The sequence below is a fragment of the Streptodolium elevatio genome (assembly GCF_040649515.1).
GTDB classification, from domain to species: Bacteria; Actinomycetota; Actinomycetes; order Streptomycetales; family Streptomycetaceae; genus Yinghuangia; species Yinghuangia elevatio.
Genome location: NZ_JBEZFP010000037.1, coordinates 1 through 25,605, shown reverse-complemented (window position 1 = coordinate 25,605; position 25,605 = coordinate 1). Strand labels below are relative to the sequence as shown.

Genomic DNA, 25,605 nt, shown 5'->3' with positions numbered 1-25,605 from the left:
CTTCCTCGGGATGCGGGTACGGTCCGGCCCATGCGTATCGTCATCGCCGGTGGACACGGACAGATCGCCCTGCGTCTCGAACGCCTGCTCGCGGCCCGCGGGGACCGCGGCGTGGGCCTCATCCGCCGCCCCGAACAGGCGGCGGCGCTCGAGGAGGCGGGCGCCGAGCCAGTCGTCTGCGACTTGGAGTCCACGTCGGTGGACGACCTGGCCGACCGCCTGCGCGGCGCCGACGCCGCGGTGTTCGCCGCGGGCGCGGGGCCCGGTAGCGGCCTCGGCCGCAAGGAGACCGTCGACCGGGGCGCGGCGACGCTGCTCGCGGACGCGGCGGAGAAGGCCGGCGTGCGCCGGTTCATCGTGGTTTCCGCCATGGGCGCGGACAACGAGCCGCCGGCCGGGACCGACGAGGTGTTCGCCGCGTACCTGCGTGCCAAGGGTGCCGCCGACGCCGACATCCGCAGGCGCAAGGCCCTCGACTGGACCATCCTGCGCCCCGGCCTGCTGACCGACGGCCCCGGCACCGGGCGGGTGGCGCTGGCCGCCACGACCGGGCGGGGCGAGGTGACACGCGATGACGTCGCGGCCGTGATCGGCGGGCTGCTGCGGCACCCGGAGACGGCCGGCCTCACTCTCGAACTGATCGGCGGTGACACGCCGGTCGAGGACGCGGTACGGAACGCGGCGGGCGGGTGAGCGGCATGGAGCAGGTGGAGGCGTACGACCGTGCGCTCCGCGAGTTCGACGACCGCGTGCACCACGTCGGCGTCGGCCAGTGGAACGCGGACACCCCGTGCGAGGACTGGTCGGTGCGCGACCTGGTGAACCACCTGACGAGCGAGCACACGTGGGCACCGTGGCTGCTGCGCGGCTCGACCCTTGCCGAGGTCGGCGACCGCTACGACGGTGATCTGCTCGGCGACCACCCCGTGCGCGCGTGGGAGCGCGCCGCGGCCGGGTCGCGCGAGGCGTTCCACGCGCCCGGGGCGTTCGAGGGGACCGTCCATGTCACCGGCGGGCGCACGGCAGCGTCCGAGTACGGCTGGCAGATCATCACCGATCTCACCGTGCACGCCTGGGACCTGGCCCGGGGCATCGGCGACGACGACACGCTCGACGAGTCCTTGGCCGAGCTGGTGTACGAGCGCATCGCGCCGCACGTCGACGCCTGGCAGGGCGCGGGCATCTTCGCACCGCCCGTCGAGGTGCCCGCGGACGCGCGGGCCCAGGACCGGCTGGTGGCGCTGCTCGGCCGTCGGCCGTAGCGCACGGCGCGGTCGGACCGGCGGGCACGGCTCGATCGCCCAGTCCGGCCACCCGGTCCGATCGTCCAGTCCGGTCGTCCAGCCGTCCAGTCCGGTCGTCCAGTCCGGTCACCCGGTTTGGCCGCCCGTGCGGGTCACTCGGACCGGTCACTCGGTCCTGCGTACCGCCATCAGCGCGGTGTCGTCGGCGAGTTCTCCGCCCGAGAACGCACGGACCTGGTCCCCGACGAGCCACAACAGCTCCGACAGGTCCACCGGCACGATGCCGGCGAGGGCGTCGGCGAGGTCGAAGCAGGCTCCCGTCTCGTCGCGGGCCTCGCTGACACCGTCGGTGTAGAGGAGCAGCGTGTCGCCGTTCCCGAACGGCACGACGTCGACCGCGGCGGGTCCGGTCGTCCCGGCGGGCGCGAGCCGCCCGAAACCGAGCGGCAGGTCGGGCCGGCTCGGTTCCAGGACGCTCAGCCGGCCGCCGCCCCGCAACAGCAGCGGAGCGATGTGGCCGCGGTTGACGATGCGCAGGTGCGCCTCGTCGCGCGGCAGTTCGACCAGCACGGCGGTGGCGAACCGCTCGTCGGCCTCGGAGTCCTGCGAGGAGGCGTTCCAGCGTTCGGTGGACTCCTCCAGGTACTCCGCGAGTTCCGCGAGTGCCGGCACGTGGTGCGCGGCTTCGCGGAACGCCCCGACGATCTGCCCGACGGTGCCGATGCCGTCGAGGCCCTTGCCACGCACGTCACCGAGCAGGAGGCGTACACCGTACCGGGTGTCCTCGGCGGCGTAGAAGTCGCCGCCGATGCGGGCCGCGCTGCGTGCGGTGGCATACCGCACGGCGACCTCCAGGTGTCCGAGGCGGCGCGGGATCGTGGGCAGGACGGCCCGCTGCGCGGCGTCCGCGACGGCGCGTACCTCGATCAGGCGGTCCTCGCCCCGGGCGAGCAGGGCGGCGATGAGCACGCTCAGCGCGAGCACCGCGCCCAACGACACGAGGTCCAGCCAGACGTGGGCGTCGGGGTCGGACGTGTGGCCGAGCGCGAGCAGGACGCCGACGACGCCGTCCGCGAGGACGGCCGCGACGGCGGCCCGGAACCGCAGCGTCACCGCCGCGAGCGGCCCGGCCGCGGCGAGCATGGGCCCGGCGCGGTACGGGTCGGGCGTCGCGAACTCGAACACCACGCCGGACACGATCATGAGCGGCACCAGCCACCGCATCCAGGCCGGTCCGGCCGGCGGCCCGGGGGTGCGCGTGTTCTCCGAAGCCCAGCCGTCCATGGCACGGCCGTTAGCCGCCCGCCACCCGACGTAACCCGACTGCCGGGAGAATCACCCGGTCACCGGTTTCCCCGAGTCAGGAAGCCGTCACTTTCTCGGCCAGGTCGTGGTGCAGGTCGGCGCGTACCAAGGCCGCCGCCAGGGAGGAAAGTTCGTCGTCGGGCACCAGGCTCGCCAGTTCCGCGGCGTCGGACGGCAGACCGACGCGTTTGGCTCCGGCAAGGGCCCGGCGGTCGAGTGCGGGCCGGAGGAAGGGCCAGACGGCCTGGGCTTCGCGGCAGAACACCGCGGCGCCCGTCGGTCCGATACCGGGGAACTCGGTCAGGAGTTCGCGTACGCGGGCCGGGTCGTCGTCCGCCTCGCGGGCCAGGCGCCGCAGGTCGCCCGCGTAGCGGTCGCGGACCAGGTCGGCGCATTCACCGAGCCGGGTGGCGGTGCCTTCGTCGTAGCGGACGTAGTGGCCGCGTCCGAGGGCGTCGACGCGTTGCTGCCAGGTGAGTTCGGCCATGCCGTGCGGTGTGCGGCCGCCCGCGCGAAAAAGCTCGCGGGCCGCGGCCATGGCGATGTCGGCGCTGATGCGCGCGGACAGCAGGTTGCTCAGGACGAGCAGTTGCCACAACGGGGCGGGTTTGTCGGCGAGGCGGATCCCGGCGTCCTGGGCGTAGGTGCTCCCTGCCAGGCGCAGGAGTATGCGTACGCGGTCGCGCGTCCCGGCGCTCGTGCGGTGGCTTCGCTTCTTCGCGGTCGTGCTCATGACGCCGCCTCTCCCTTCTTCCCCTTGTTCCCCTTCTCGGGCCCGGCGTTCTCCTGCGCGGCGTCGTCGGCGACCTGCCGGAGGGTGCGCCCGGTGAGCACCGACTTGGCGCGCCGCGGATCGGTGCCGTCGCCGCCCTTCGCGTGCTGGTCCTTGCGCTTGACGAGGATCCAGGCCTCCTGCTCGCCCGGCCCGCCGCGCGTGCGGGTCAGGGCGAACCCTCCGTGCAGCTTGCCGCCGTCCATCCAGAACGACGCGTGGCCGCGCTCGATCGCCTCGTCGAAGGGGATCTCGTTGCCGCGCTTGTCCGTCGCCATGCTGCGGTACGTGCCCTGGTCCCACACGATCACCGTGCCGCCGCCGTATTCGCCCTTGGCGATGACGCCCTCGAAATCGCGGTAGTCCATCGGGTGGTCCTCGGTCGGCACGGCGAGGCGCTTGACGGCGGGATCGTGCGACGGGCCCTTCGGAACGGCCCACGACTTGAGGACCCCGTCGACCTCCAGGCGGAAGTCGAAGTGCATACGCGTCGCGTCGTGGATCTGCACGACGAACTCCGGCGCCTCACCGGGCTCACCCGGTTCGTGGCCGCCCTGCGGCTCGGTGGTCTTGGCGAAGTCGCGCTTGCGCCGGTACTCCTTCAGGGCGTCGGACTGGGCCACGGCTTCCTCCGGCGGTGCTGGTGGTGCTGGTCGTGCCCGGTGGGGCGTCGTACGCGGGGCCGCTACCCGCTCGGCGCCGGGGCAACCGTCGGCTGCAACCGCCTGTCTCGGCCGTGCGTCCCAGCCGCCTGTTTCGGCCGTACGCCCGGCCCCGCCCGCGCCCGCCCTTGGCCCGACCTACTCTCGGCGGCCTACTGACGCAGCGCGTCGAGGCGGCGCCGGGCCGCTCCGAGGCCTTGTCCGCGGCTCGGGGCGTCCGCCCACGGGTCGTCGTCCAGGCGTTCGAGCACGGTGGCGATGGTCCACTTCCGCGCGGTCAGGCCGGGCTTCTCGACCTCGTCCCAGGTGACCGGGGCGGCCACGGGCGCGCCGGCGCGGGCACGTACCGAATAGGGCGCCACGGCGGTCTGCGCGTACGCGTTGCGCTGCACGTCGAGGTACAGCCGTCCGCCGCGGGCGTCCTTGCGCGGCGCGGTCGTGAGTGCGTCGGGGTGCCGCGCGGCCAACACCTCGGCGGTGTCGTGGGCGAAGGTGCGGACCGTGTCGAAGTCGGCGCGGCGGTCCAGGGCGACGATGACGTGCAGGCCGCGCGACCCCGTGGTCATGACGCTGCTGTCGAGTTGCAGCTCGTCGAGCAGCTCGCGCAGCCCGAGGGCCGCTTCGCGGACCGCGGGGAAGTCGTCGCCGGAGGGGTCGAGGTCGAAGACGAGCCGGTCCGGGTGCTCGGTCTTGTCGGCCTTCGACAGCCACCGGTGCAGCGTCACGGAGGCCTGGTTGGCCAGGTAGACGAGCGTCGCGGCGTTGTCGGCGATCGGGTGCTCGACGGTTCCGCCGACCTTGGTGACCTCGGCGCGCCGGATCCAGTCGGGGAAGTAGTCCGGCGCGTTCTTCTGCATGAGCGGACGCTTGCCGATGCCGTCCGGGTAGCGCTCCATCATGAGCGGTCGGCCGCGCGTGTGCGGCAGCATGCGCTCGGCGACGGCCGCGTAGTACCGGGCGAGGTCGGCCTTGGTGATGCCGTCGTCCGGGAAGAGCACTTTGTCGGGGCGCGTGAGGGCGACCGTACGCCCTCCGACCCGGACATCCGTCTTGGCCGCCATGGTGACCCGCTCCGTTCCCCGGCACCGGCCGGACTTCCTGAGCGCCTGCCCGTTCCGCGCGTTTCCACACGCGGAGAGGCCCGGCCGGTGCTGAGAGCGGCTTGCGGGTCTTGCGGGTCTTGTCGGTTTCGCTGGTGTTGCTCGTCCTGCGGCAAGGCCCTGCCGGAGCAGCGCTACCGCGGCCGGCCTACCAGAGCTCGTCGACGTACTTGTCCGTGCCGGGGTGGGTGCGGTGGAACGGCGCGGCCAGGCGTACGTCCGCCAGCCCGGCCGCCTCGATGCCGTCCGTGTAGGCGCGGAGCCCGGCGAGGGTGTCGGTGATGTCGCCGTGCGCGAAGAAGAGCTGCACGAGGCGTCCGGCGCCGCCGGGGGCGCTGCCCAGCGGCATCGGCTGCTTGGTGCGCACTTCCTCCTCGCCCGGGGAAGGCGCCCAGGCCGAGGCGATCTCGATCGCGGAGTCCTTGAGCAGGGCCGGCAGGTGGTCGGCGGTCAGGGACACGAGGAGGTCCGCGGAGGTGCCGGTGCGCGCGTCCAGCCACAGGGCCACGATGCCCTCGTACCCGTGGTCCAGGGCGAGGTCGACGGGGACCGGGTCGTCGTCGCGGTACGAGGCGCCCAGGTGCTCGAACAGCACGGTGTGGACGTGGGTGCGCTCCGGGAAGCCGCGCCCGTTGCCGTACAGGTAGGCCACCTGCGGGCGCGCCCAGTCGTCGAAGTGGTCCTTGTGGCGGCCCTTCTCGACCCAGTAGATGCCGACGTAGCTGCCCGCGTCGGCGGGTTCCGCGACCTCGGTGCCGTCGCCGGGCCAGCGCAGGTCCTTCAGGGCGCGGGTGGCGACCCAGCGGCTGCCCGCGAACAGGTGCGGGCCGACCATGCAGCCACCGTAGAAGTGGTCGCGCTCGTACCAGCGGTTGTAGGCGCGCTCGTACCCCTTGTGCGGGTCGACCAGCGTCAGCAACATGCTGCCGACCTTGACCGGGTAGTCGTCGACTCCGCCCACTTCCAGAGGCTGGTATGTCATCGGGTCCTCCTGGCTGCCGCGTCTCGGGGACGCCGTGCATGCCGCGCCCCGGCCCTCGGAACCTAAACTGATGATCCGTCAGTTTCAAGAGAAACCGGCGTCCATGATCAGGTGCGGTCCGCGAGCCACCCGGCGACGAGGTCGGCGGCCCGGGGCCGGGCGGTCGGCGGGTCCTGGAGGTAGTGGTCGGCCTTGACGAACTCGAGCGACTTGTCGGGGGCGGCGAGCGCGTCGTACAGGGTCCGGGCGTCGCTGCCGTACACGCAGGTGTCGGCGGTGGCGTGCACGACGAGCGACGGCACGGTGATCCGGGCGAGGTGGGGCGCGGCGGTGCACTGCGAGGTCCGCAGGCTCCACATCGAGAGCCAGGTCCGCAGCGTGCACGAGCCGGCGATGCCGAAGACGCCGTAGTTGGCCTTGGCAGGCTCGCCCTGGTAGCACCAGTTCGGGCGGCGGTCGGAGGGTTCGATGGCCGGGTCGATCATGCGCAGGTCGGCCCAGGTGCGCGGGACGGCGAAGAGCCGGTCGCGGGCCCGGCCGCCGCGCAGCGCCTCGAGTTCGGCGAGTGCCCAGTCGGTGATGCGCTCGTTGCGGGCGCGTTGCGCGGTCCGGTAGCGGTGCTGGAAGTCGGCGTCGTACGGCGGGCCGTGCCGCGGGTCGAACGGGTCGAGGCCGGGGTCGACCGAGAGCGGGTCGGTCTCGTCGGTGACGGACGGGTCCATCCAGGCGGTCAGCACCTGGGGGCGGCCGGCGTGCGCGGCGAGGGCGACGAACAGGTCGCCCGGCGGGAGCCCGTACGCCTGTTCCAGCGGCCGCATCCCCGGCACCGGGGTCACGTTCGGCTCGACGGCCTGCGACTGGTACGCGGCCATCAGCGATCCGCCGCCGGAGTTGCCGAGCAGCACCACCCGTTCCGCTCCGGCCTGTTCGCGCAGCCAGCGCACGCCCACACCGATCTCGACGAGCGCGTGGTCGAGCAGGAAGTACGCCTCGTTGCCCCGGAAGCGGGTGTTCCAGCCGAGGAACCCGTACCCGCGCTCGGCCAAGTACTCGGCGAGGTAATGCTCGGAGAAGTCGACGTTGTAGTGCGTCGCGATGAACGCGGTACGCGGCCGCTCCCCCGCCGGGCGGTGGTAGACCCCTTGGCAGGGGTGGCCGCCCGCCCCCGCCCGGCCGACCAGCGGCGACGGCAGACCGACGAACTCCCGGTGGATCTCGGCCATCACGGTCTCCCCGGTACGCGACTGCGGATCCGAATGCCGGCAACGCTAGTACGGAAACTGAACTGACGTTAGTTTCGGAACCAGAACTCGCCGAGTGGCCCGGGGAGGCCTTCATGGCTTGGCAGAACCCGGAGTTCGCGCTGAGTGGCGTGAACCACCTCGCCCTGGTGTGCTCCGACATGCGGCGCACCGTGGACTTCTACTCGGGGGTCCTCGGGATGCGCCTGGCGAAGACGATCGACCTGCCCGGCGGTGCCGGCCAGCACTTCTTCTTCGACATGGGAGGCGGCAGCTACCTGGCGTTCTTCTGGTTCGCGGACGCCCCCGACTCGGTGCCCGGTATTTCCACGGCTGCGACGGTGCCCGGCGTCGGCGACTTCCGTACGGCCGTGGGCTCGATGAACCACCTTGCCATCTCGGTGCCCGAGGAGCGGTTCCTCGCGTACCGCGAGAAGCTCAAGGGCAAGGGGGTCCGGGTCGGGCCGATCATCGACCACGACGACAGCTCGCTCGGCTTCTCCCCAGACGTGCACGAGGGCACCTACGTGCGATCGTTCTACTTCCAGGACCCCGACGGCATACTGCTCGAATTCGCTTGCTGGCGACGCGAGATCGGCGGCCGGGGCGATGTGGGCCACGAACCCCGCACTGCGGCCGACCGGGTGGCACCCGTCGTCCCCGCCGCGCGCGTACGGTGAGCCGATCCGGAGGGCCGCGTCAGGCGGCCGCGACGACGTGGGCCGGGGTGTTGGCGTGGACCGCGTGCGGCACCGGAACCGAAGCCGCTTGCGGCTGACCGGACTTCGTACCGCGCGCGAACACCATGACCTTGAGCGCCACGAACCGGCCGACGCCTGCCAGGCCTGAGGCCGCGAGGTAGACGACCTGGCGGGTGAGCGCCCCGGCTCCGCCGTCGATCGCGTCGAGGGCCAGCAGGGCGGCCGTGGTGACGAGGTACGCCGCGACCGCCGTCGCCGTGGACTCCAGGTGCACCCGGACACTGGCCGCCCCGTGGCGGAAGGTGATCCGGCTGTGCAGCTCGTTGGCGACCACCGTGGACACGACAGTGACGATCGCGTTCGCGACCGCGATCGACATGGCCCCGGTCATGAGGAGCAGGGCGCCGCTGGAGAGCAGGCCGACCCCGCCGCCACAGACGACGAAGCGGGCGAACGAGGCGACTGCGTGCCGGTCCATGAGTGCCCCCCAGTGCCTGCCGAGTCCCAAGTGGAGAATTAATCTCCGGTTGAGAAGAGAGACTAGCAGTAGTGGAGAGATTTCCTCCACTAATTATTTCGCGCCGTGCGGGACGGCCGGGGCAGGGAACTGGAGCCCTGGCCCGGGGCGGCCATGACGTAGCGGCACCGACGGCACGGACAGCCGCGGTCGCCCAACATGAGGGCAGGGGCTACCGAGCGCAGACGCACGTCCCGGGATGCCGCGGACGCCGGCGCGCCGGCAGGAAAGCGGGCCCGACTTGGCGGTGATGCGGGCATGGAGGATCGGGGGGTCGATTTAGACGTGGCCCCAGCCCAGCGGGCGTAGACCCGGGGCGGCAGCCATGCAAGCGTCCGCCAGGACGGGGCAGGTGCGGATGTCGGGCGTCGGACGTCGGGCTCAGAACGCAGCGCGCGGTCGGAACCTGCGTCTGCCTACCCGCTGCTATGCCTGTGGCAGCCGGAGGTAACCGCGATCCGGGCGCGATCGGGCTTGCGACAGGGAAACGCGGCGGCCGACGCGACGGCTGGGCCGGATCGGCAGCGGGTGGGAGCTTGGCGCGGTCGCGCCGAGGCGGTCGGGCCGGCCGACTGCGAGCAGGAGGCAGTCGAGCGTCGGCGGGCCTTGGGGCGGGCCATTCGGGGTGGGTTTATACCGTACATATACGGCGTATATCTACAGGCTTGCACCGCCGTTGGCGGACCGCAAGCGGCGGCTTCCGCGAAACGCGCCGTGGGCGCCGGGCCGGTCGGCCTGGCGCTCACGGCGCATGCGCACGCGTCGGTTAAGGGCGTTGCTCCCGGCCGGGCTCCATCGCGTCGACCTCGTGCAACTGCGGCGGCTCGCTGCCCTCCGCCTCGGACTCGCGCTGTTGGGGTACGCCACCGCCCTCGTCGGCCAACGTCAGGCCGCGGCGGTGCCGCATCTCCAGCCAGACCGCGAGCAGCAGAAGAACCAGCGCCAGCGCCCACATTCCGTACGGGCCGGCATCGGACAGGATCCAGAACACGAGCGCGCCGGTGGCCGCCGTGTCGGCAAGGTCGCGTTCCGACGCCTTGGTCGTCGTCAGGGACGCCTTCGCCACCGGGAACACCTCGGCGCCTTGCACGGTCGCCGTGATGCCCTTGCTCGACTCCAGCGCGATCGTCACCCCGGTCTCGGCGTCGACATATCCGGTCATGTTGGTCGTGGACACGTACTCGAGCGGCACGACGTCCGGTTGCGAGCCGAGCGGCGCGGCCGGATTCAGGGCCAGTAGCGCGGTCTTGGGGAGTGCGGGCGGAAGTGCGTCCTTGACCGTCTTGTCGGCGAGCGGCCCCGCGGCGACGATCCGGTAGATGTAGACCTTGCGGCCCTGCCGGTCGGTACTGCCGTCGTACTTGGCGGGGACTGTCGTCTGCGTCTCGGAGTCCCAGAACGGATAGTCGCGCTTCTCGGGCGTGAGCGGGAAGCCCGCGCTGAGCCCGACATGCGGTTCGGCCCGCTCGCCCTTCGGCGTTGGGCGTTCGAGCAGGTTCTCGCGGTGTACGGCGTACCGGTGCTCGCTGACGGACACCACTTGCCCTGTGGGCCCGAACACGTCGGTGCGGTCGTTCAGGACAATCGTGGAACCCGATGTGTGCACGGCCTCGACCTTGCGGTCGGCGGTCACCGGGAGATCGCGGATGACCGCGTTGGCGAAGTCACCCCTCTGCATGGCTTGCGGGTCGAGTGCGGTGATCGTGCCCTGGAACTGCATCTTGCCTTCGGCGTCCTCGGGCATCTGGTGGAGTGCCGGGTACACGGCGAACTTGCTTACCGCTCCTGCCGCGACAAGCAGGACCGATACCGAGCTGAGGATCCATGATGCGCGTCGCACGGTGGCCTCCCGTGGTTCTCGTCGGCTGATCGAGATGATCCAGGGGAAGTTCGCGCGTGTACCCGGAATGACGGTTTCCCTACAGACAGCGACATTTCGTGGTAGAGGGATTTTCACGCCACATGGCTGCAAACCAACCTTCAGGAAGCTGCCCGCAACGTGTCGGCGATCACCCGGTATCCACTCCGCTCGGCGTGCCTCAGCGCGGTGACGCCGTCCTTGTCCGCGATGCCGGGGTCGGCGCCCGCGGCGAGCAGCAGGCGCACCACCTCCTGGTGGTCGGCGCCGCCGTCGCCGAGGATGACCGCCTCCAGCAGCGCGGTCCAGCCGAGGTTGTTCACGTGGTTGACGTCGACGCTCGTGTTGGTGGTCACGAAGCGCACGTAGTCGACGTGGCCGTGCTCGCCGGCCGGGATCAGCGAGGTCCCGCCGTACCGGTTCAGCGCGGTGAAGTCCGGGCCGGCGGGCAGCAGCGCGCGGGCCATCTCGACGCTTCCGGTGACGCCGGTCACCAGCCACGCGGTGTCGTTGCGGTAGTCCTTCGCGTCCGGATCGGCTCCTGCCTCGACCAGGACGCGTGCGGCGTCGACACGGTCGTCGATGGCGGCGAGCAGCAGGGGCGTACGCCGGTCTCCGTCGCGCGCCTCGATGTCCGCGCCCCGCACGAGAGCGGCGCGCACGGCATCCGCGTCACCGCGTCGCGCTGCGTCGAGCAGCGCCTTGTCGTCCACGGCCGTACCGCGTGGCGGGGACGTGGCCACGTTTCCCTCGGGAGCCGGGGGTACGCCCGGCGCCACGGGGGCGGGGCTTGCAGTCTCGGGGGCGGTGCTCGCGCTCGGCGGGGCGGCCGGGGCGGACGGGGTCGCGGGGCCCGGTACCGCACCCGCCGATGCCGAAGCGGCGGCCGACGAGTCGGCGCGCGGCTCGCCGTCGTCCGAGGCGCAGCCGCTGATCAGCACCGCCGCTGCCGCTCCGAACACCAGCACGGTCGCGGCCGGCCGCCACCGGGGCGAACGCGTTCCGTCGCGCTTGGCGACATGGTTGATGCCGCGGCTCGCAATCTGGTCCGCGCCGCGGGCCGGGGCCGGGTTCCTGACGGGCTTGGGGCTTCGGTTCATGGCAGCCGGTCCTTTCTGTCGCGCCGACTGCCTCCATCGTCGCCACGCGCGGCCCGCCTCCAGGTCCGCGAAGCGGCTGCCGCCGCACGCCCGACCGGTCGACCCGGGGATCAACCGATCGGATGATGCGTGCTGCTGGCCTCCCGGGCATCCTCCAGCTGCCCGAGCAGGCCGAGCACTGTGCGGTCCAGCGAGCGCGCCGTGTTGCTCAGCGCGACGACCGCCACGCCCTTGGCGGGGGTGAATCCGATGAACGAGGCGAACCCGCCGGTCCGGCCGTTGTGGAAGAACTGCCGGTAGTTCTTGCCGCGCGGGCCGACGCTCATCCAGCCCAGGTGGGTCCGCATGAACGGATTGCTGACGTAGTCCACCGCGTGCGAGAGGCGGACCGCGTCGCCGAACGGCCCGCTGCCCGGGTCCAGTTGGGCGCGTACGAAGGTCACCAGGTCGGCGGCCGTGGAGCGCAGGCCGCCCGCGCCGACCAGGTCGGCCATGTGCCACGGCGGCACCGCCTTGCCGCGCTTGTTGTGCCCCTGGGCCATCCGGGCCTCGCGCCGGCTGTCGAGGTCCGCCAGCGTGTCGGCCAACCCGAGCGGCGTGCCGATCTCGCGCTCGACGAGGGCTTCGTAGCCGATGCCGGAGCGTTCCGCGAGGGCGAGTCCGAGCAGCCCGCCGCCGAGGTTCGAGTACCGGAAGCGCTTGCCGGGGATCGCCCCGAGCTTGGTCTCGGCGAGACCGCGCAGCAGCACCTCGGCCGTGCAGTCGACGTACGGGTCAGGCGTGTTGGGGCGCAGGAGCGCGCGTATGAGCATGCCCTTGGGCAGGCGCGGCAGTCCGGAGGTGTGCGTCGCGAGGTGCTCCAGCGTGACGTGCCGCCCGTCGCGCGACGGGACCTGCGACCAGGGCGGGAGCAGGTCGGCGAGCGGCTCGTCCAGGTGCGCGGTCTCCGCGACCGCCAGCCGGGCGAGCAGCAGCGAGGTGAAGACCTTGGTCACCGAGCCGATTTCGAACAACGTCTCGGCTCCGGGGGCGCTGCCGCCACCGCCCGTCCGGCCCGCCCCGGCGTACGCCACGTCGTCGCCCGAGAGCGCGGCCACCACCACCCCGACGTTCTTCTGGGCCGTGAGCTTGTCGGCGGTGTCCTGGGCAAAGTGGGCGAGATCCGTCATGCGGGAATCCTGGCGGATCCGGCAGTGCCGCCGACTCCCCCACCCCGACGATTTCCTGCGCGCCGCCGGTCCTCCCCCGGCAGGAGAAGGAGTCCGCGACTACTCCCGACGCGTACCGGCGGCGCCTCCGCGTGCCCCGGCGCGGGCTCGGCGCGTGCCGCAGGGGGCGCTCGGCGCGGGCTACGCCTGGCCGGTCTCGAAGCGGCTGATCTTGTTGCCTTCGACCGTGAAGCGCCAGGACGTTCGCATGCTGCCCCACGTGTCGTTGCGGTAGTCCGCGACGAACGCGCGTCCCTCGTCCGACTCTTCGACGACGTCGATGTGGCCGCGCGTGGTGAAGATCTCGCGGTCGGTCCACTCCTCGAGGTCGCGCTCGGTGCCGTCGTCGGCCATCGTCGCGTTCGGCGCCAGGACATCGGCGAACGCCTCCCGGTTGTGGGTGTTCACCGCCTCGACGAACGAACGCACTACGGGGTCGGTGAGGTTCCTCGTCTGCACCATCTGGCCGTGCTCCTTGCGTCTCGCGAATCGCGAATCGTGTGCTGCGTGGGGCTCGGACCGCCCGCCCGCAGGTGCGCGGGCGGTCCGCTGACCAGTCGAGCACGTACGCCCGCCGTCGGCGCGCCCAAGTGCGCGGAACGGGTGACCGCAGGTGCCGATGGGGTTCCGCGCTACCAGACGTCGCCGCCGCGCCAGTCGCAGGTCAGCGGGCCCGTCGGGTCCAGCGGCACGCCCGCCTCCCAGAAGAGGACACCGCCGTCCTCCTCCGGTGTGGGGACGATGCCCTCGGGGGCGAGCACCGAGGTCGGGCCCTGCCAGAGGCGCCAGCCGCGCGAGAGGTAGAGGCGGGTGCCTTCCTCGCTGGTGCTCAGCGCCCCCAGGTCGTACGCCCGCTCGACGACGCGCTCGCAGGCGGCCATCAGTGCGCCCCCGTGCCCGCGACCGCGGCGGTCCGCGCGTACGCCGACGCCTTCCACGTACCCGCAGCGCAGCGGCCGGTCGCCGAGCAGCATCATGCGCTGCACGACGGACGCGTGCCCGATGAGCGCGTCCCCCTCCCACAGCAGGACGTGCATGCCGCCGATGGTGTGCGCCCAGTCCTCGTCGCCGAAGTCGCCGTCGAAGGCGTCGTTCAGGAAGGCGCGCGAGGCCGCGAGGGTGCTCTCGGACAGTTGTGAGGTGTGCGCAACTTGCGGGTCGGTCATGGGCTCATCGTCACAAAGCCGTGGTCCACACTCCCAACGCTTTTCGCATGCCGCCGCATGCGCACCGTCACTCCCCCGTGTGGAAGCGCCGGTGCAGGGCGTGGATCCGGTCGGTGAGTTCCGGCACCGGGCCCTCGACCGTGATGCCGGGGGCGATGTCGTTGACGGGCAGCGGGCGCACCGGCCCGGCCGGGACGCCCATCTCGTCGAGCCAGGCGGTGAGTTGCTCGGTGGAGGCGACGTACACGATCCGGCCGAGCCCCACCCACGCGTGCGCCGCGGAGCACATCGGGCAGTGCTCGCCCGACGTGTAGACGGTGGCCGTCGCGCGGTGCTCGGGGGACATGTTCGTCGCGGCCCAGCGGGCCAGTTCGAATTCGGGGTGGCGGGTCTGGTCGCCACCGGAGACGCGGTTGCGGTCCTCGGCGAGGGCGATGCCGTCGGCCGCCGCGAGGACCGAGCCGAACGGCTCGTCGCCCGCGTCGAGGGCTTCGGCCGCCAGTTCGACGCAGCGTCGGAGGTGTTGCAGGTCGGCGTCGCTGAACTGGTGGTTGCCGCGGTTCTCGGCGTTCACGGGGGCTCCGGGGAAGGGTGGGTGGTCGGCGGTCTGCGGTCACATCACGCGGATGTGCTTGGCGCTGGTCCAGGCGCGGCGTGCGACGCCGCCCAGGGCCGTGTCGGTGTTGGGGCGGAGGACGAGCCCCGCCGACCCGGCTACGCGGTCCGCGACCCGCGCGACGGACAGGTCGTCGGTCCAGATGTGCTCCGCGAACGCGTCGTCCGTGAGTCGGTCGAGGCAGGTGTCGAGCTTGGCGACGGCGAACGACTCGCGGCGCAGCGCGGCGCGGTTGCCGGCGAGGAACGACACGGCCCGGCCGACGCCGCGCTCGGCGAGCCGGCGCAGGACCGTCTCGCGGGTGGCCAGAAGGGCGAAGTGGCGTACGTCGTGCCCGTGCTCGCGCAGCCGGCCGACGGTCTCGCCGAAGTACGCGGGCTCGACCACGGTCATGGGTGCGATCACCGGTCCGTCGTGTCGGCGCAGCACCAGGTCGAGCACCTCGAACACGCCTTGCCGCCAGGCCGGGAGGTCCTGGAAGTCACCGCGCAGCGGTCGGGGTGTCATGCGGTGCAGCCCGAATCCGGCGTGCTCGGGGTCGCACACCACACTGCCGGGCAGCCTTCTGCGCAGTTCGTACGCCGTCTGCGTCTTGCCCCCGCCGAACGGCCCGTTGATCCAAACCAGCATCCCCCGAGCCTAGGCCGTCTCCGAGGGCTCTCTCCGGGGCCACGCCGCCCGTGCACCGCTCCGGGGCCTGGCGGCCGTCCCAAGCGCGGCGTTGCAGGCCCTTGCGAGTACGACCGAGTGAGAGCCGCGGGCCCGCGCTTGGGAGGGCCGCCCGTCCCGGAGCGGTGGACGGCGCGCAGGAGGGTTGGCAAGCCCGGCGCGACTCGGCCTGCCCGCGAAGTGTCCCCTCGGACACGACCCAGCCGTCCCCTGACTCCGGCCTTGTTATTGACCTGGTTAACTACATAGGGTCGCGGGATGCGTTCGATCGTGGTGGAACAGGCGGGCGGGCCCGAGGTGCTGGTGGTGCGCGAGGCCGCACGCCCGGTCCCGCAGGCCGGACAGGTTTTGGTACGGGTCGCGGCGGCGGGGGTCAACTACGCCGATGTGATGATGCGCGGCGGCCGTACCGCGGCCCCGTTCCCGCTCACTCCCGGCGTCGAGGGCGCCGGCACCGTCGTGGAGGTCGGCCCGGGCGTGTCCGGCGTGGCGGCCGGGGACCGCGTCGCGTGGTCGCCCGTCGCGGGCGCGGGCGGCTGGGGGTCGTACGCCGAGTACGCGTGCGTCGCCGCGGCACAGGTCATGCCCGTCCCCGACGACATCGGCCTGCACACCGCGGCCGCCGTCATCCTCCAAGGGCTTACCGCGCACTATCTCGCCAACGAGCAGTATCCGGTGGGCCCGGGCACCGCGGTCCTCGTGCACGCCGCCGCGGGAGGCACCGGGCAGACCGCCGTGCGCTGGCTCAAGCGCCTCGGCGCGACGGTCATCGGGACCGTCTCCACGGACGAGAAGGCCGACCTCGCCCGGGCCGCCGGGGCCGACCACGTGATCCGCTACGAGGAGTTCGCCAAGGCGGCCCGCGAACTCACCGACGGCCAAGGGGTGCACTACGTCGTCGACGGTGTCGGCGGCAGCACGTTCCGGGCCGACCTCGACGCGGTCCGGGCGCGCGGCCACATCTGCGTCTTCGGGCAGGCCGGCGGCGTACCCGAGCCCTTCTCCCCGATGGAGCTGATCCCGAAGTCGATCACGGTCGCGGGCGGCTACATGACGAACTTCCTGCGCACCCGGGACGAGGTGCTGGCCAAGGCGGACGCGGTGTGGGCGGGCGTACGCGAGGGCTGGCTCGCCCCCGACCCGGCCACCACGTTCCCTCTCGACGCGGCAGCCGACGCCCATGCCCGCCTGGAGAGCCGGGCCAGCACAGGGAAACTCGTCCTCGCAATCTCCCCCGAAGCCGGCTGAGTTCCCCGCTGCCGCGGCCGCTGCTCGGCGGCGAGTCCCTGCGCCTGATCGCCATGGTGGTCGGCAGGCTCGACGTGAACTTCGTGGTGGTCGAGCCGGCCGAACTCCGGGACCACCTGGACCGGTTGGCCGTGCGTTTCACCGAGGCCGCGCGGGCCCGTCCGGTGTGACGTCGGCGAGCGGGCCGGGCCGAGGCGCGAACTCTCCTCAGGTGCAGGGCATTCGGCGTACCGGGCCACGCATTCGGACGCATGCGCCGGGATGTTTCGGGCAACCGCTTGGCCGGAGGTGGGTGACGCATGGGCGACTCGATGCGCTGGATGGTCCTGGCCGCGTGCCGGAGCGCGGACCCGGGGATCTTCGAGGACACGGAGACGAGCGGGCCGCGCGAGCAGCGCGCGGTCGACGCCGCGCTGCGGGTGTGCGGCACATGTACGGTGCGGACCCGGTGCCTGGAGTGGGCGCTCGCCACCGAGCAGCCGCAGGGCGTCTGGGGCGGGCACACGACTCCGCAGCGCCGGGCCCTGCTGCGGGCCCGCACCCGGCCGCGGATCGCGCGCAGGGTCGTCCGCGCGGCGTGATTGCGTCCCGTCGACGGGGGTAGCCGCCTCCTGCGGAACCCGTCCGGGCGCCCGATGCCCGGCGGCGAAACGGAGAGGAGCGGCCACCATGCCCCGCGGATCCAGCCCCAAGAGGGAACGCCAGTACGAGCACATCAAGGACAGCGCCCTCGACCGCGGCGAGAGCCGCAAGCGCGCCGAGGAGATCGCCGCCCGCACGGTGAACAAGGAGCGCGCCCGGCACGGCGAGTCGAAGACCGCGAGCAAGTCCTCGACCCGTGACATCTCGTCCGGTCGGCGCGGCGGGCTGCGGTCGCACAGCGGGTCCGGCGGTCCGACGAAGGACCAGCTGTACGCCGAGGCCAAGCGGCGCAATGTCAAGGGCCGTTCCAAGATGACCAAGAAGCAGCTCTCGTCCGCACTGGGCCGCGGCTGACGTCGCGTGGCCTTGGCACCGGTTTCGTGCCATCTCGTGCTTTCTCGTCCCGCCTCGTGCCGCCTCATGGAACGTCGTGGACGGGGCGTGCGGCTGCGCGGGACGTCGAGCGTCGGGAGCGCAATCGCCCTCTGGACACCCAAAGTGATGTTTGTTTGACTGGGCGTCACAGACACGGGGGATGTGACGCGATGCTGCGCGAACGGTGCCGAATCGGCTACTTACCGTGGACGCCGCCGGGCCGAATACGCTCCGGCGGCTCCTGTAGTGCTCCCCCGTACCGAACTGCCTCTGCCACCGGGCGCTACGACCAAGGGGCCGGCTCGTCCCGGCGGCCCCGCGTACGCGTTGCGGAGCGCGGGCCTTCCCTAGGGAGACACAGCGCCATGACGCATGCACCCACACGCGCGGCCCTGGCCTCCGTCGCCGAGCGGCGCCTGCGGCCACTCGCCGGCCCGCCCGGCGCAGTCGCGGCGTCGCCGCAGCGTCCGCGCGGTTCGAGCGGGCGACGGGTGACCGAAGGGGAGCTGGTCGACGACGGGTTGCGGGTCAGCCTTGACGAACGGACCGTGGCCGTCGGCTCGTCGACGCTCGAACTGACCTTCCTGGAGTTCGAGTTGCTGGCGCACCTCCTGCTGCACCCGCGCCAGGTCTTCTCGCGCCGCCAGCTCATGGAGACGGTGTGGGGCTACCCCGAGGCCGGCGGCGGACGGACCGTGGACGTCCACATAGCGCGCCTGCGCCGCAAATTGGGCGCACGACACCGCGACCGCCTCGCGACGGTACGCCGGGTCGGGTACAAGTACGTCCCGCACGACATGATCGTCCTGCCCTCGCGCATCCCGCAGCCTAGGCCCGCATTCGCTGCGAGGTCCGCGTTCAGCTCCTGACATTCGGCCGCCAAACGCCCGGTATGTCCAGGTCACCCGCCCTGGCGCCGGATGCGCAGCGCGAGCCACAGGTCGAACCGGTCGCCGCCGTCGTCGAGGCGGCGGCCGGTGGCGGCCATCGCCTTGTCCACGCGGTTGCGCACGGTGTGCCGGTGGACGGCCAGGCGGCGGCCGGCCTCGTCCCAGGACCCGCCCGCCTCCAGCCAGGCTTCCAGCGTCGCGGTCAACTCGCCGTTGCCGTCGGCGTGTTCGAGCGGGCCGAGGACGGCGTCGGCGAATCCGGTGAGCGCCCGGCGGTCGGCAAGCGAGAGCAACAGGTCGCTCGACGCACCGCGTTCGTTCTCGACGGGACGGCCCGCCCGGCGGCTGAGCGGCACCAGCGCGCGGGCGCCGCGCATCGAGAAGGACGCGTCCTCGGGTGCGGTGAGCGGCCCGATTCCGGCCGCGGCGCCCGGCGCGAACCGTGCGAGGACGTCGAAGACGTCGAGGTCGCCGCCGCACACCGCCTCCACCAGGTTGCCGACGACCCGCACCAGGCCGCCGGGGATGGCGAGGGCGAGGTCGGCCGCGAGGTCGGTGCCCTTGGCCGCCTCGGGCCCCTCCCCACCGACTTCGCCGCCGGTGCCGCTCCCACCCGACGGCCTCCGCTCCGGGGCCCCTGCGGCCCCGGTGCTTTCGACGGCGAAGCCCCGCACCGTCTCGGCGGCGAGGCCCGCGGCCGCCAGGACGTCCCGGGCCCGTTCCGGCGTGGTGTCCGGGGCGAGCAGCCGGCCGAGCAGCGCGGCGCGGCGGCGGCGTACCGGTTCGTCGGCGAGGTGGCGCCGCTCCAGTTCGAGGGACAAGAGGGACACCAGCCCTGAGGCGAGCAGGCGCGCGTCGGCGTCGATGCGGCCGGCGAGGACCAGGAGGCCGCGCAGGCGTTCGGCGCCGAGCGGCAGCACCTCGATGCGTACCGCGGTGCCTTCCGCCGAGCCGGCGGTGCTGCTTCCGCTGCCGTGCAGCCCGCGCGCCGCGACCCGCCGCACCAGGTCCTCGGCTTCGCCGAGCAGGCTCTCAGGGTCCCGCGCGGCATCGGCGATGAGGCGGCCGAGGGGGTCGGTGACGAGCGCGTCCGCCCCGGTCGCGGCGGCCCACGCGCGCAGCGTCGCGGCGAGGCCCTGGCCCGACGCGGCGGCGGTGGTCAGCCTGCGTTGTGCCTCGAAGGCGCGTTCCAGCGCACGTCGGCGCAGGGCCGCCCGGGCCTCGAACACCGCTTTGGTGACGGCGATGAAGGGGACCTCGTCGGGGACGGTGAGCAGCGGCATCCCGGCCGCCCGCGCCGCCCGGACCAGCGGGGCGGGCGGGCTCTGGTGGGGCAGCTCGTGCCCGAGGCCGAGGACCAGGCCGCAGGCCCCGGCGCCGTCGGCGGCCGCGTCGCGCACGTACGCCGCGCAGGCCTCGTCGGTCATCGGGAGCAGCAGCCCGATGGTCATCAGCAGCTCGCCGCCCTGGAGCCACTGGCCGGGGGTCAGCAGCTCGGAGACGTGGGCCGCCTCGACCGGCCGGTCCAGGTTCGCGCCCCCGGCGGCGACGGCGAGGCGCAGTTCCGGGATCGCCACGAGGTCGGCGATGCGCAGCGTGTCGTCCGTGGGATGCATGGACATATTGTCCATCAGCTTCGCGCAGTTTCGACATTCCATCGATCGTTTACGGTTGAGAAGCGGGCGTACGGTCGCACGGTCCCACCCCGCGCACCCCAGGAGATCTGTATGGATGCCACCGCACGCGCCGCGGACGGGCCGGTGAGAGGCGCCGGCGCCGGACGGGTCGACAGCCTGGTCGAGACCCGGTCGATCGACTACGTGCCCGCCGACGAGCGGCACGGCAAGGTGTGGCACCAGGGCCCGTTCTGGTTCACCGGCAACTTCGTGCTGACCACCATGGTGACCGGCTTCCTGGGCCCGTCGCTCGGGCTCTCGCTGGGCTGGTCGGTGCTCGCGGTGGTGCTCGGCGCCTGCTTCGGCACCTTCTTCATGGCCTTCCACGCCAACCAGGGCCCGCGCATGGGCCTGCCGCAGATGATCCAGTCGCGGGCGCAGTTCGGTCTGCGCGGTGCGATCCTGCCGTTCGCCGCCGTCGTGTTCGTGTACGTCGGCTTCAACGTCTTCAACGTGATCCTCGCGACCGAGGGCCTGCAGACCGTGCTGCCCGGCGGCAAGGTCTTCTGGTACGTGGTCCTCATCGCGGTCGCCGTCGTCCTCGCGATCGTCGGACACGACCTGCTGCATCTGGTGCAGCGCTGGCTGACCTATGTGCTCATCGCGGTCTTCGGCGTTCTGACCGTCGGCGCCGCGGTGAACCTCGACGTGCAGTCCCCGGCGGGCGGGGGCGGCTGGGACTGGACGTCGTTCCTGATCGTGTTCTCGGCAGCCGCGGGCTACCAGATCAGCTATGCCGTGTACGTCTCCGACTACTCCCGCTACCTGCCCGCCGACGTCCCGGCCCGCAAGGTGATCTGGTGGACGTACGCCGGCGCGGCCGGTTCCGCGGCGTGGCTGATGTCGCTCGGCGCGCTCATCGCGTCGGCGCTGCCCGAGCCCGGCGCCATCGCGGCGGTGCGCCAGGTGGGCAACGACATCGTCCCCGGGTTCGGCACGTTCGCCGTGCTGCTGTCGTCGGTGGCGCTGGTGGGGATCATGGCGGTCAACGCGTACGGCGCCATGCTCACCACGACCAGCGCGGTCGACGCGTTCCGCCCGGTGCGGCCGACGGTGCGCGTGCGGATCGCGGGCATCTCGGCCATCGCGGTGGTGGTCTTCGTGACCGCGCTCGCGCTGCCCGACGACTACCTGGGCAACTTCAACGACTTCGTCCTGATGATGCTCTACTTCCTGGTCCCGTGGACGGCGGTGAACCTCACCGACTTCTACTTCGTGCGGCGGGGCCGTTACTCCATCACGGCGATCTTCGACCCGAACGGCCCCTACGGGAACTGGTCGTGGCGCGGCATGACGGCGTACGCGGTCGGCTTCGCGGCCATGGTGCCCTTCTTCGCCACCACGTTCTTCACCGGCCCGGTGGCCGAGGAGCTGGGCGGTGCGGACGTGTCGTTCGCGGTCGGCCTGGTCGTGTCCGGCGTGTTGTACGTGGTGCTGTGCCGGGGCATGGAGTTGGAGGAGCCGGATGTTCCGGACCCGGTGCCGCACGAGGGCACCCCGGCGGGCGGCGCACGTGCCGACCGCGTTCCGGAACTGACATGAGGGTGGCTGGTTTGGCCGACGACGTGCAGTTCGACGTGGTGGACCCGGTCGCGGACCGGACGATGGACCCGGCGGCTCCTGCGGTTGTCATGGTGGCCTGCGCCCAGATCGCGCCGGTCGTCGGCGAGCCGGAGGCGAACCGGCGTACCACCGTCGACGCGGTCGAGCGCGCCGCGGCGGCGGGCGCCCAGGTCGTCGTGCTCCCCGAACTGGCGAACAGCGGCTACGTTTTGCGCGACGCCGCGGAGGCCGCGGCGCTGGCGGAGTCCGCCACGACGGGCCCGACCGCCGAAGCCTGGGCGGACGCCGCCCGCCGGCACGGCCTGGTCGTCGTGGGCGGCCTGTGCGAGCGCGCGCCCGACGGGACGGTACACAACTCGGCGGTGGTCGTGGACGCTTCGGGTGTGCGCGCCGTCTACCGCAAGGCCCACCTGTGGGGCCGGGAGGCGGAGATGTTCGTCCCCGGCGACGAGGCTCCCCCGGTCGTCGAGACCGCGTTCGGCCGGATCGGCGTGCTGGTCTGCTACGACGTGGAGTTCCCCGAGTGGGTGCGGCTCGTCGCGCTCGGGGGCGCGGACCTGCTGTGCGCGCCCGTGAACTGGCCGTACTACCCGCGGCCTGCCGGTGAGCGTCCGGCCGAGGTCGTCCGCGTCCAGGCGGACGCGGCGGTCAACCGCATGTTCGTCGCGGCCTGCGACCGAGTCGGGCCGGAGCGCGGCACGGACTGGGTGGGCGGCTCGGTGATCACCGACGCCGACGGGTTCCCGCTGGCGGGCCCGTACCCCGGCGAGGAGCGCCTGCTGCTCGCCCGGTGCGCCCTGGCGGAGGCCCGCGACAAGCGCATCGGCTCGCTCAACGACGTGTTCGCCGACCGCAGGCCCGAGTTGTACGGCCCGGTCCTCGGAACACCGCCGCCGACCGCATCCTGACCGGACACCGCGGGACGACAACCGCGGCACCACGACCGCAGCACCACAACCGCGGCACCACAACCGCGGCACCGAACGTGCGGCACCGGCTGTTGCCGCAGCGACAACCACGGCACCGACCCAGTACCACGAAAGGCACTCCGATGAGCTCCACGCCCCTCGGCTCGATCGACGCGACCCGTGTGCCGCGCTTCGCCGGACCCGCCACCTTCGCCCGGCTGCCGCGCGCCGACGAGGTGGACCATGTGGACGTCGCCGTCGTGGGGGTGCCGTTCGACAGCGGCGTCAGCTACCGGCCGGGCGCCCGCTTCGGGCCGGCGCACGTACGGGCGTCGTCGAAGCTGCTGCGCCCGTACAACCCGGCGCTCGACGTCTCCCCGTTCGCCGAGCTCCAGGTGGCGGACGCGGGCGACATCGCGGTCAACCCGTTCGACATCGCCGAGGCGATCGCCGCGGTCGAGAACGCCGCGCGCGTGTTCGCCGCGCAGGGCACCCGGCTGCTGACGATCGGCGGGGACCACACCATCGCGCTGCCGCTGCTGCGCGCCGCGGCGGCCGAGCACGGCCCGATCGGCGTCGTGCACTTCGACGCGCACCTGGACACCTGGGACACGTACTTCGGCCAGCCGTACACCCACGGGACGCCGTTCCGGCGGGCCGCCGAGGAGGGCCTGCTCGATCCGCGGCGCTGCCTGCACGTCGGCATCCGCGGGCCGCTCTACAGTCCGGCGGACCTCACCGACGACGGGGTCCTCGGTTTCCAGGTCGTGCACAGCGACGACTACCAGGACGCCACGGTCGCGTCGGTGGTCGAGCGGATGCGGGCCCGGCTGGGCGACGGCCCGGTGTACGTGTCGGTGGACATCGACGTCCTGGACCCCGCGCACGCTCCCGGCACCGGCACTCCCGAGGCGGGCGGGCTGACCAGCCGCGAGCTCCTGGGCACGCTGCGCGGGCTGGTCGGGCTGGACGTGGTGGGGGCGGACATCGTCGAGGTGGCCCCGGCGTACGACCACGCGGAACTGACCGGCGTGGCCGCCGCGCACACCGCGTACGAGCTGCTCTCGGTGCTCGCCCGCAACCGCCGCGACGCGGCGCGGTGATGCGGGGCGGTGATGCGGGGCGCACCCCGGGCGGGTGTCGCAGCACACCTGTGAGGAGAATTACCTGACGGATCGTCAGATTCTTTGCCGCGGAGCATTGCTGCACTCCCGGACGTTCCCTATGTTCGCTTGCGGGCATGATCGTCCGCCGCGGCCCGCGCCCCGGCGGCGGGGACGGAGCGGTAGTGGACACGAGTCGGCGGACACGGCGGGGCGAGCGGAGCCTCCGTGAGCGGCTGATCGTCCCGGTCCTCGCGTTCGCGGGGGTGCTCATGGCCCTCATGCAGACCGTCGTCGTACCGCTGCTGCCCGACCTGCCCGCGCAGACCGGCTCCTCACCGGCCACCGTCAGCTGGATGCTCACCGCGACCCTGGTGACCGGCGCGGTGCTCAACCCGGTGCTCGGGCGGGCGGGCGACATGTACGGCAAGCGCCGCGTCCTGCTCGGCTCGCTCGCCACCATGACGGTCGGCTCGGCACTCTGCGCGGTGACCAGCGACATCCGCGTGCTGATCGCGGCCCGTGCGCTCCAGGGCACCGCGGCCGTCGTCGTCTCGCTGGCCACCAGCATCCTGCGCGACGAACTGCCGCCGCACCGGGTCGGGTCCGCCGCCGCGCTGATGAGCTCCACGGTCGGGCTCGGCGCGGCCTTCGGCCTGCCGCTGGCCTCGGTGGTCGTCGAGCACGCCGACTGGCACACCATGTTCTGGGTGACCACCGGGCTCGGCCTCGCCGGCTTCGCCGCGGCCTGGCTGGTGGTCCCGGAATCGCCGGTACGCACCCCCGGGCGCTTCGACATCGTCGGCACCGTGCTGCTGGGCGCCGGGCTGGTGGCCATCCTGCTCGCCGCGTCCAAGGGCGGCGAGTGGGGCTGGACGTCCCCCGTCGTGCCCTCACTCGCGGGCGGCGGCGTGCTGGTGCTCCTCGTCTGGGGGTGGCACCAACTGCGCACCCGCGAGCCGGTGGTCGACCTGCGGCTGGCCGCCCGCCGCACGGTGCTGCTGCCGCACATCGCGGCGCTGCTGACCGGCATGGCGTTCTACGCCAACTGGCTCGCGACGGCACAGCTTGTCCAGGCCCCCGAGATCACCGGGTACGGGCTGGGCGAATCGGCGGTGGTCGCGAGCCTGTGCCTGCTGCCGGGCGGCGTGATCATGGTGCTGCTGTCCCCGCTGTCCGCCCGGTTGTCGGACGCGCGCGGCGCGCGGGTGACGCTGGCGCTCGGCACGGCGGTGATCTCCGCGGCGTACCTGTTCCGGGTGTTCACCAGCGAGCAGTTGTGGACGATCACCCTCGGCGCGTCGCTGTGCTCGCTCGGTACGACGCTGGCCTACTCGGCGCTGCCGACGCTCATCATCCAGGCGGTCCCGCAGGAGCAGACGGCCGCGGCGACCGGCCTCAACGTCCTGATGCGCACCATCGGGCAGGCCGTGTCGAGCACGATCGTCGCGGTGGTGCTGACCCAGCTGACGATGACCGCCGGCGGCGTACGCTTCGCCGACCTGGACGCCTACCTGCTGATCTTCGGGATCGCCTGCGCGGTCGCCGCCGGCGCGTCGCTCACCGCGCTCGCGCTGCCCAGGGCTCGGCCGCGGTCGGCGATGGCCGTCCCGGTGGCGCCCTCCGGCGCGAAGCTGCCGGCGGTGTCGGGCGACCGCGGCACGGACGCCTGACGCCGGGGCCGGGGCAGCAGGCGCATCAGGGCGTCGCGCACGGCGCCGCCCGGGCGGACGACGGCTGGACGTACGGCGGCCGGCGCGGCCCCCTCGTCGTCCCCGCACCCCCGCGTCTCGCCACTCGCTGCGGGGGTGGCGACGGGTAAGGACCCCGTCGACCAGACCAACGACTGCACGCGCACCCGGCCGCCCGTCACACCGCACCTCGATCATCCGCCGGTCGTCCGGCGGTCGCGCGCGGGCCTTCAGCCGGTCGCGGACGGTCGCACAGGACGCATTCATCCTCACGATCGGCAGGCGTCGGCGTCCGCTTGACTCCGATCCGCGCGATTGCCCAGGACGGGTGACGGCGCATGGAGTAGTCGTCACCCGGGGGGGCGGCC

Annotated in this window: 26 protein-coding genes; 11 read left to right on the top strand and 15 right to left on the bottom strand. The window is 72.7% G+C overall.

The genetic code is table 11. The features are described from left to right. Positions 1-30 precede the first annotated feature (30 nt). Together AB0C36_RS16605 and AB0C36_RS16600 are read left to right on the top strand one after the other, a co-directional pair. Positions 31-693 (top strand): NAD(P)H-binding protein, encoded by a 663-nt coding sequence (locus AB0C36_RS16605; RefSeq protein ID WP_358354481.1) that lies wholly within the window; start codon positions 31-33, stop codon positions 691-693. 5 nt (positions 694-698) lie between these two features. Next, entirely contained in the window at positions 699-1,262 is a 564-nt protein-coding gene (locus AB0C36_RS16600) for a TIGR03086 family metal-binding protein (protein ID WP_358354478.1), read from the top strand. A 147-nt stretch (positions 1,263-1,409) separates the two neighbouring features. Here AB0C36_RS16600 and AB0C36_RS16595 read toward each other — a convergent pair whose 3' ends face one another. The 6 genes from AB0C36_RS16595 to AB0C36_RS16570 form a co-directional block, all read right to left on the bottom strand. After that, positions 1,410-2,528 (bottom strand): PP2C family protein-serine/threonine phosphatase, encoded by a 1,119-nt coding sequence (locus AB0C36_RS16595; protein WP_358354476.1) that lies wholly within the window; start codon positions 2,526-2,528, stop codon positions 1,410-1,412. A 76-nt stretch (positions 2,529-2,604) separates the two neighbouring features. After that, entirely contained in the window at positions 2,605-3,282 is a 678-nt protein-coding gene (locus AB0C36_RS16590) for an HhH-GDP family DNA glycosylase (RefSeq protein WP_358354473.1), read from the bottom strand. Then, positions 3,279-3,944, bottom strand: a complete 666-nt coding sequence (locus tag AB0C36_RS16585) for a DNA polymerase ligase N-terminal domain-containing protein (RefSeq protein WP_358354470.1) — start codon at positions 3,942-3,944, stop codon at positions 3,279-3,281. The genes AB0C36_RS16590 and AB0C36_RS16585 overlap by 4 nt, the downstream gene beginning before the upstream one ends. A 191-nt stretch (positions 3,945-4,135) precedes the next feature. Beyond that, positions 4,136-5,044 carry a non-homologous end-joining DNA ligase gene (gene ligD / locus AB0C36_RS16580; protein WP_358354468.1) on the bottom strand — a complete coding sequence of 303 codons (909 nt, stop codon included), beginning with the start codon at positions 5,042-5,044 and terminating at the stop codon, positions 4,136-4,138. A 187-nt stretch (positions 5,045-5,231) separates the two neighbouring features. Continuing rightward, positions 5,232-6,065, bottom strand: coding sequence for a hypothetical protein (locus tag AB0C36_RS16575; RefSeq protein ID WP_358354465.1), 834 nt, complete (start codon positions 6,063-6,065; stop codon positions 5,232-5,234). 107 nt (positions 6,066-6,172) lie between these two features. Further along, positions 6,173-7,288 carry an alpha/beta hydrolase gene (locus tag AB0C36_RS16570; protein WP_358354463.1) on the bottom strand — a complete coding sequence of 372 codons (1,116 nt, stop codon included), beginning with the start codon at positions 7,286-7,288 and terminating at the stop codon, positions 6,173-6,175. Positions 7,289-7,401: 113 nt separating this feature from the next. On the opposite strand from AB0C36_RS16570, the gene AB0C36_RS16565 reads away from it, so the two are divergent. Then, on the top strand, positions 7,402-7,986 hold the full coding sequence (locus tag AB0C36_RS16565) for a VOC family protein (protein WP_358354461.1): 585 nt from the start codon (positions 7,402-7,404) through the stop codon (positions 7,984-7,986). A 19-nt stretch (positions 7,987-8,005) separates the two neighbouring features. Here AB0C36_RS16565 and AB0C36_RS16560 read toward each other — a convergent pair whose 3' ends face one another. The 8 genes from AB0C36_RS16560 to AB0C36_RS16525 form a co-directional block, all read right to left on the bottom strand. Further along, on the bottom strand, positions 8,006-8,485 hold the full coding sequence (locus AB0C36_RS16560) for a GtrA domain-containing protein (protein WP_358354459.1): 480 nt from the start codon (positions 8,483-8,485) through the stop codon (positions 8,006-8,008). An 805-nt stretch (positions 8,486-9,290) separates the two neighbouring features. Further along, on the bottom strand, positions 9,291-10,364 hold the full coding sequence (locus tag AB0C36_RS16555) for a porin PorA family protein (RefSeq protein ID WP_358354456.1): 1,074 nt from the start codon (positions 10,362-10,364) through the stop codon (positions 9,291-9,293). 140 nt (positions 10,365-10,504) lie between these two features. Further along, positions 10,505-11,095, bottom strand: a complete 591-nt coding sequence (locus tag AB0C36_RS16550; protein ID WP_358354582.1) for an ankyrin repeat domain-containing protein — start codon at positions 11,093-11,095, stop codon at positions 10,505-10,507. 497 nt (positions 11,096-11,592) lie between these two features. Further along, positions 11,593-12,651 carry a serine hydrolase domain-containing protein gene (locus AB0C36_RS16545; protein ID WP_358354453.1) on the bottom strand — a complete coding sequence of 353 codons (1,059 nt, stop codon included), beginning with the start codon at positions 12,649-12,651 and terminating at the stop codon, positions 11,593-11,595. 180 nt (positions 12,652-12,831) lie between these two features. Then, entirely contained in the window at positions 12,832-13,152 is a 321-nt protein-coding gene (locus AB0C36_RS16540; protein ID WP_358354451.1) for a nuclear transport factor 2 family protein, read from the bottom strand. Positions 13,153-13,322: 170 nt separating this feature from the next. Then, positions 13,323-13,856: a GNAT family N-acetyltransferase gene (locus AB0C36_RS16535; RefSeq protein ID WP_358354448.1), complete on the bottom strand. Its 534-nt coding sequence runs from the start codon at positions 13,854-13,856 to the stop codon at positions 13,323-13,325. Positions 13,857-13,923: 67 nt separating this feature from the next. Next, positions 13,924-14,430: a nucleoside deaminase gene (locus AB0C36_RS16530; protein WP_358354446.1), complete on the bottom strand. Its 507-nt coding sequence runs from the start codon at positions 14,428-14,430 to the stop codon at positions 13,924-13,926. Between the two features lie 39 nt (positions 14,431-14,469). Then, positions 14,470-15,102 carry an AAA family ATPase gene (locus AB0C36_RS16525; protein WP_358354444.1) on the bottom strand — a complete coding sequence of 211 codons (633 nt, stop codon included), beginning with the start codon at positions 15,100-15,102 and terminating at the stop codon, positions 14,470-14,472. 297 nt (positions 15,103-15,399) lie between these two features. On the opposite strand from AB0C36_RS16525, the gene AB0C36_RS16520 reads away from it, so the two are divergent. The 4 genes from AB0C36_RS16520 to AB0C36_RS43235 all read left to right on the top strand — a co-directional run bounded on the left by AB0C36_RS16520 (position 15,400) and on the right by AB0C36_RS43235 (position 18,275). After that, positions 15,400-16,389 (top strand): quinone oxidoreductase family protein, encoded by a 990-nt coding sequence (locus AB0C36_RS16520; protein WP_358354441.1) that lies wholly within the window; start codon positions 15,400-15,402, stop codon positions 16,387-16,389. Positions 16,390-16,688: 299 nt separating this feature from the next. Continuing rightward, the gene (locus AB0C36_RS16515) at positions 16,689-16,970 is read left to right on the top strand and encodes a WhiB family transcriptional regulator (RefSeq protein WP_358354439.1); all 282 of its coding nucleotides are present in this window, start codon (positions 16,689-16,691) and stop codon (positions 16,968-16,970) included. 88 nt (positions 16,971-17,058) lie between these two features. Beyond that, on the top strand, positions 17,059-17,385 hold the full coding sequence (locus AB0C36_RS16510; protein WP_358354436.1) for a plasmid stabilization protein: 327 nt from the start codon (positions 17,059-17,061) through the stop codon (positions 17,383-17,385). A gap of 386 nt (positions 17,386-17,771) precedes the next feature. Continuing rightward, on the top strand, positions 17,772-18,275 hold the full coding sequence (locus tag AB0C36_RS43235) for a winged helix-turn-helix domain-containing protein (protein ID WP_435839054.1): 504 nt from the start codon (positions 17,772-17,774) through the stop codon (positions 18,273-18,275). A gap of 32 nt (positions 18,276-18,307) precedes the next feature. Here the strand turns inward: AB0C36_RS43235 and AB0C36_RS16500 are convergent, their stop codons facing one another. Next, positions 18,308-19,912, bottom strand: coding sequence for a PucR family transcriptional regulator (locus AB0C36_RS16500; protein WP_358354434.1), 1,605 nt, complete (start codon positions 19,910-19,912; stop codon positions 18,308-18,310). A gap of 111 nt (positions 19,913-20,023) precedes the next feature. Here AB0C36_RS16500 and AB0C36_RS16495 point away from each other — a divergent pair, with 111 nt between their 5' ends. The 4 genes from AB0C36_RS16495 to AB0C36_RS16480 all read left to right on the top strand — a co-directional run bounded on the left by AB0C36_RS16495 (position 20,024) and on the right by AB0C36_RS16480 (position 25,219). Continuing rightward, entirely contained in the window at positions 20,024-21,514 is a 1,491-nt protein-coding gene (locus AB0C36_RS16495) for a purine-cytosine permease family protein (protein ID WP_358354431.1), read from the top strand. Continuing rightward, positions 21,511-22,443, top strand: coding sequence for a nitrilase-related carbon-nitrogen hydrolase (locus AB0C36_RS16490; protein ID WP_358354428.1), 933 nt, complete (start codon positions 21,511-21,513; stop codon positions 22,441-22,443). Before AB0C36_RS16495 ends, AB0C36_RS16490 begins: the two co-directional genes overlap by 4 nt. A 143-nt stretch (positions 22,444-22,586) precedes the next feature. Continuing rightward, positions 22,587-23,546, top strand: a complete 960-nt coding sequence (gene speB / locus AB0C36_RS16485; protein ID WP_358354425.1) for an agmatinase — start codon at positions 22,587-22,589, stop codon at positions 23,544-23,546. Positions 23,547-23,818: 272 nt separating this feature from the next. Next, on the top strand, positions 23,819-25,219 hold the full coding sequence (locus tag AB0C36_RS16480) for an MFS transporter (RefSeq protein WP_435839055.1): 1,401 nt from the start codon (positions 23,819-23,821) through the stop codon (positions 25,217-25,219). Positions 25,220-25,605: the final 386 nt, after the last annotated feature.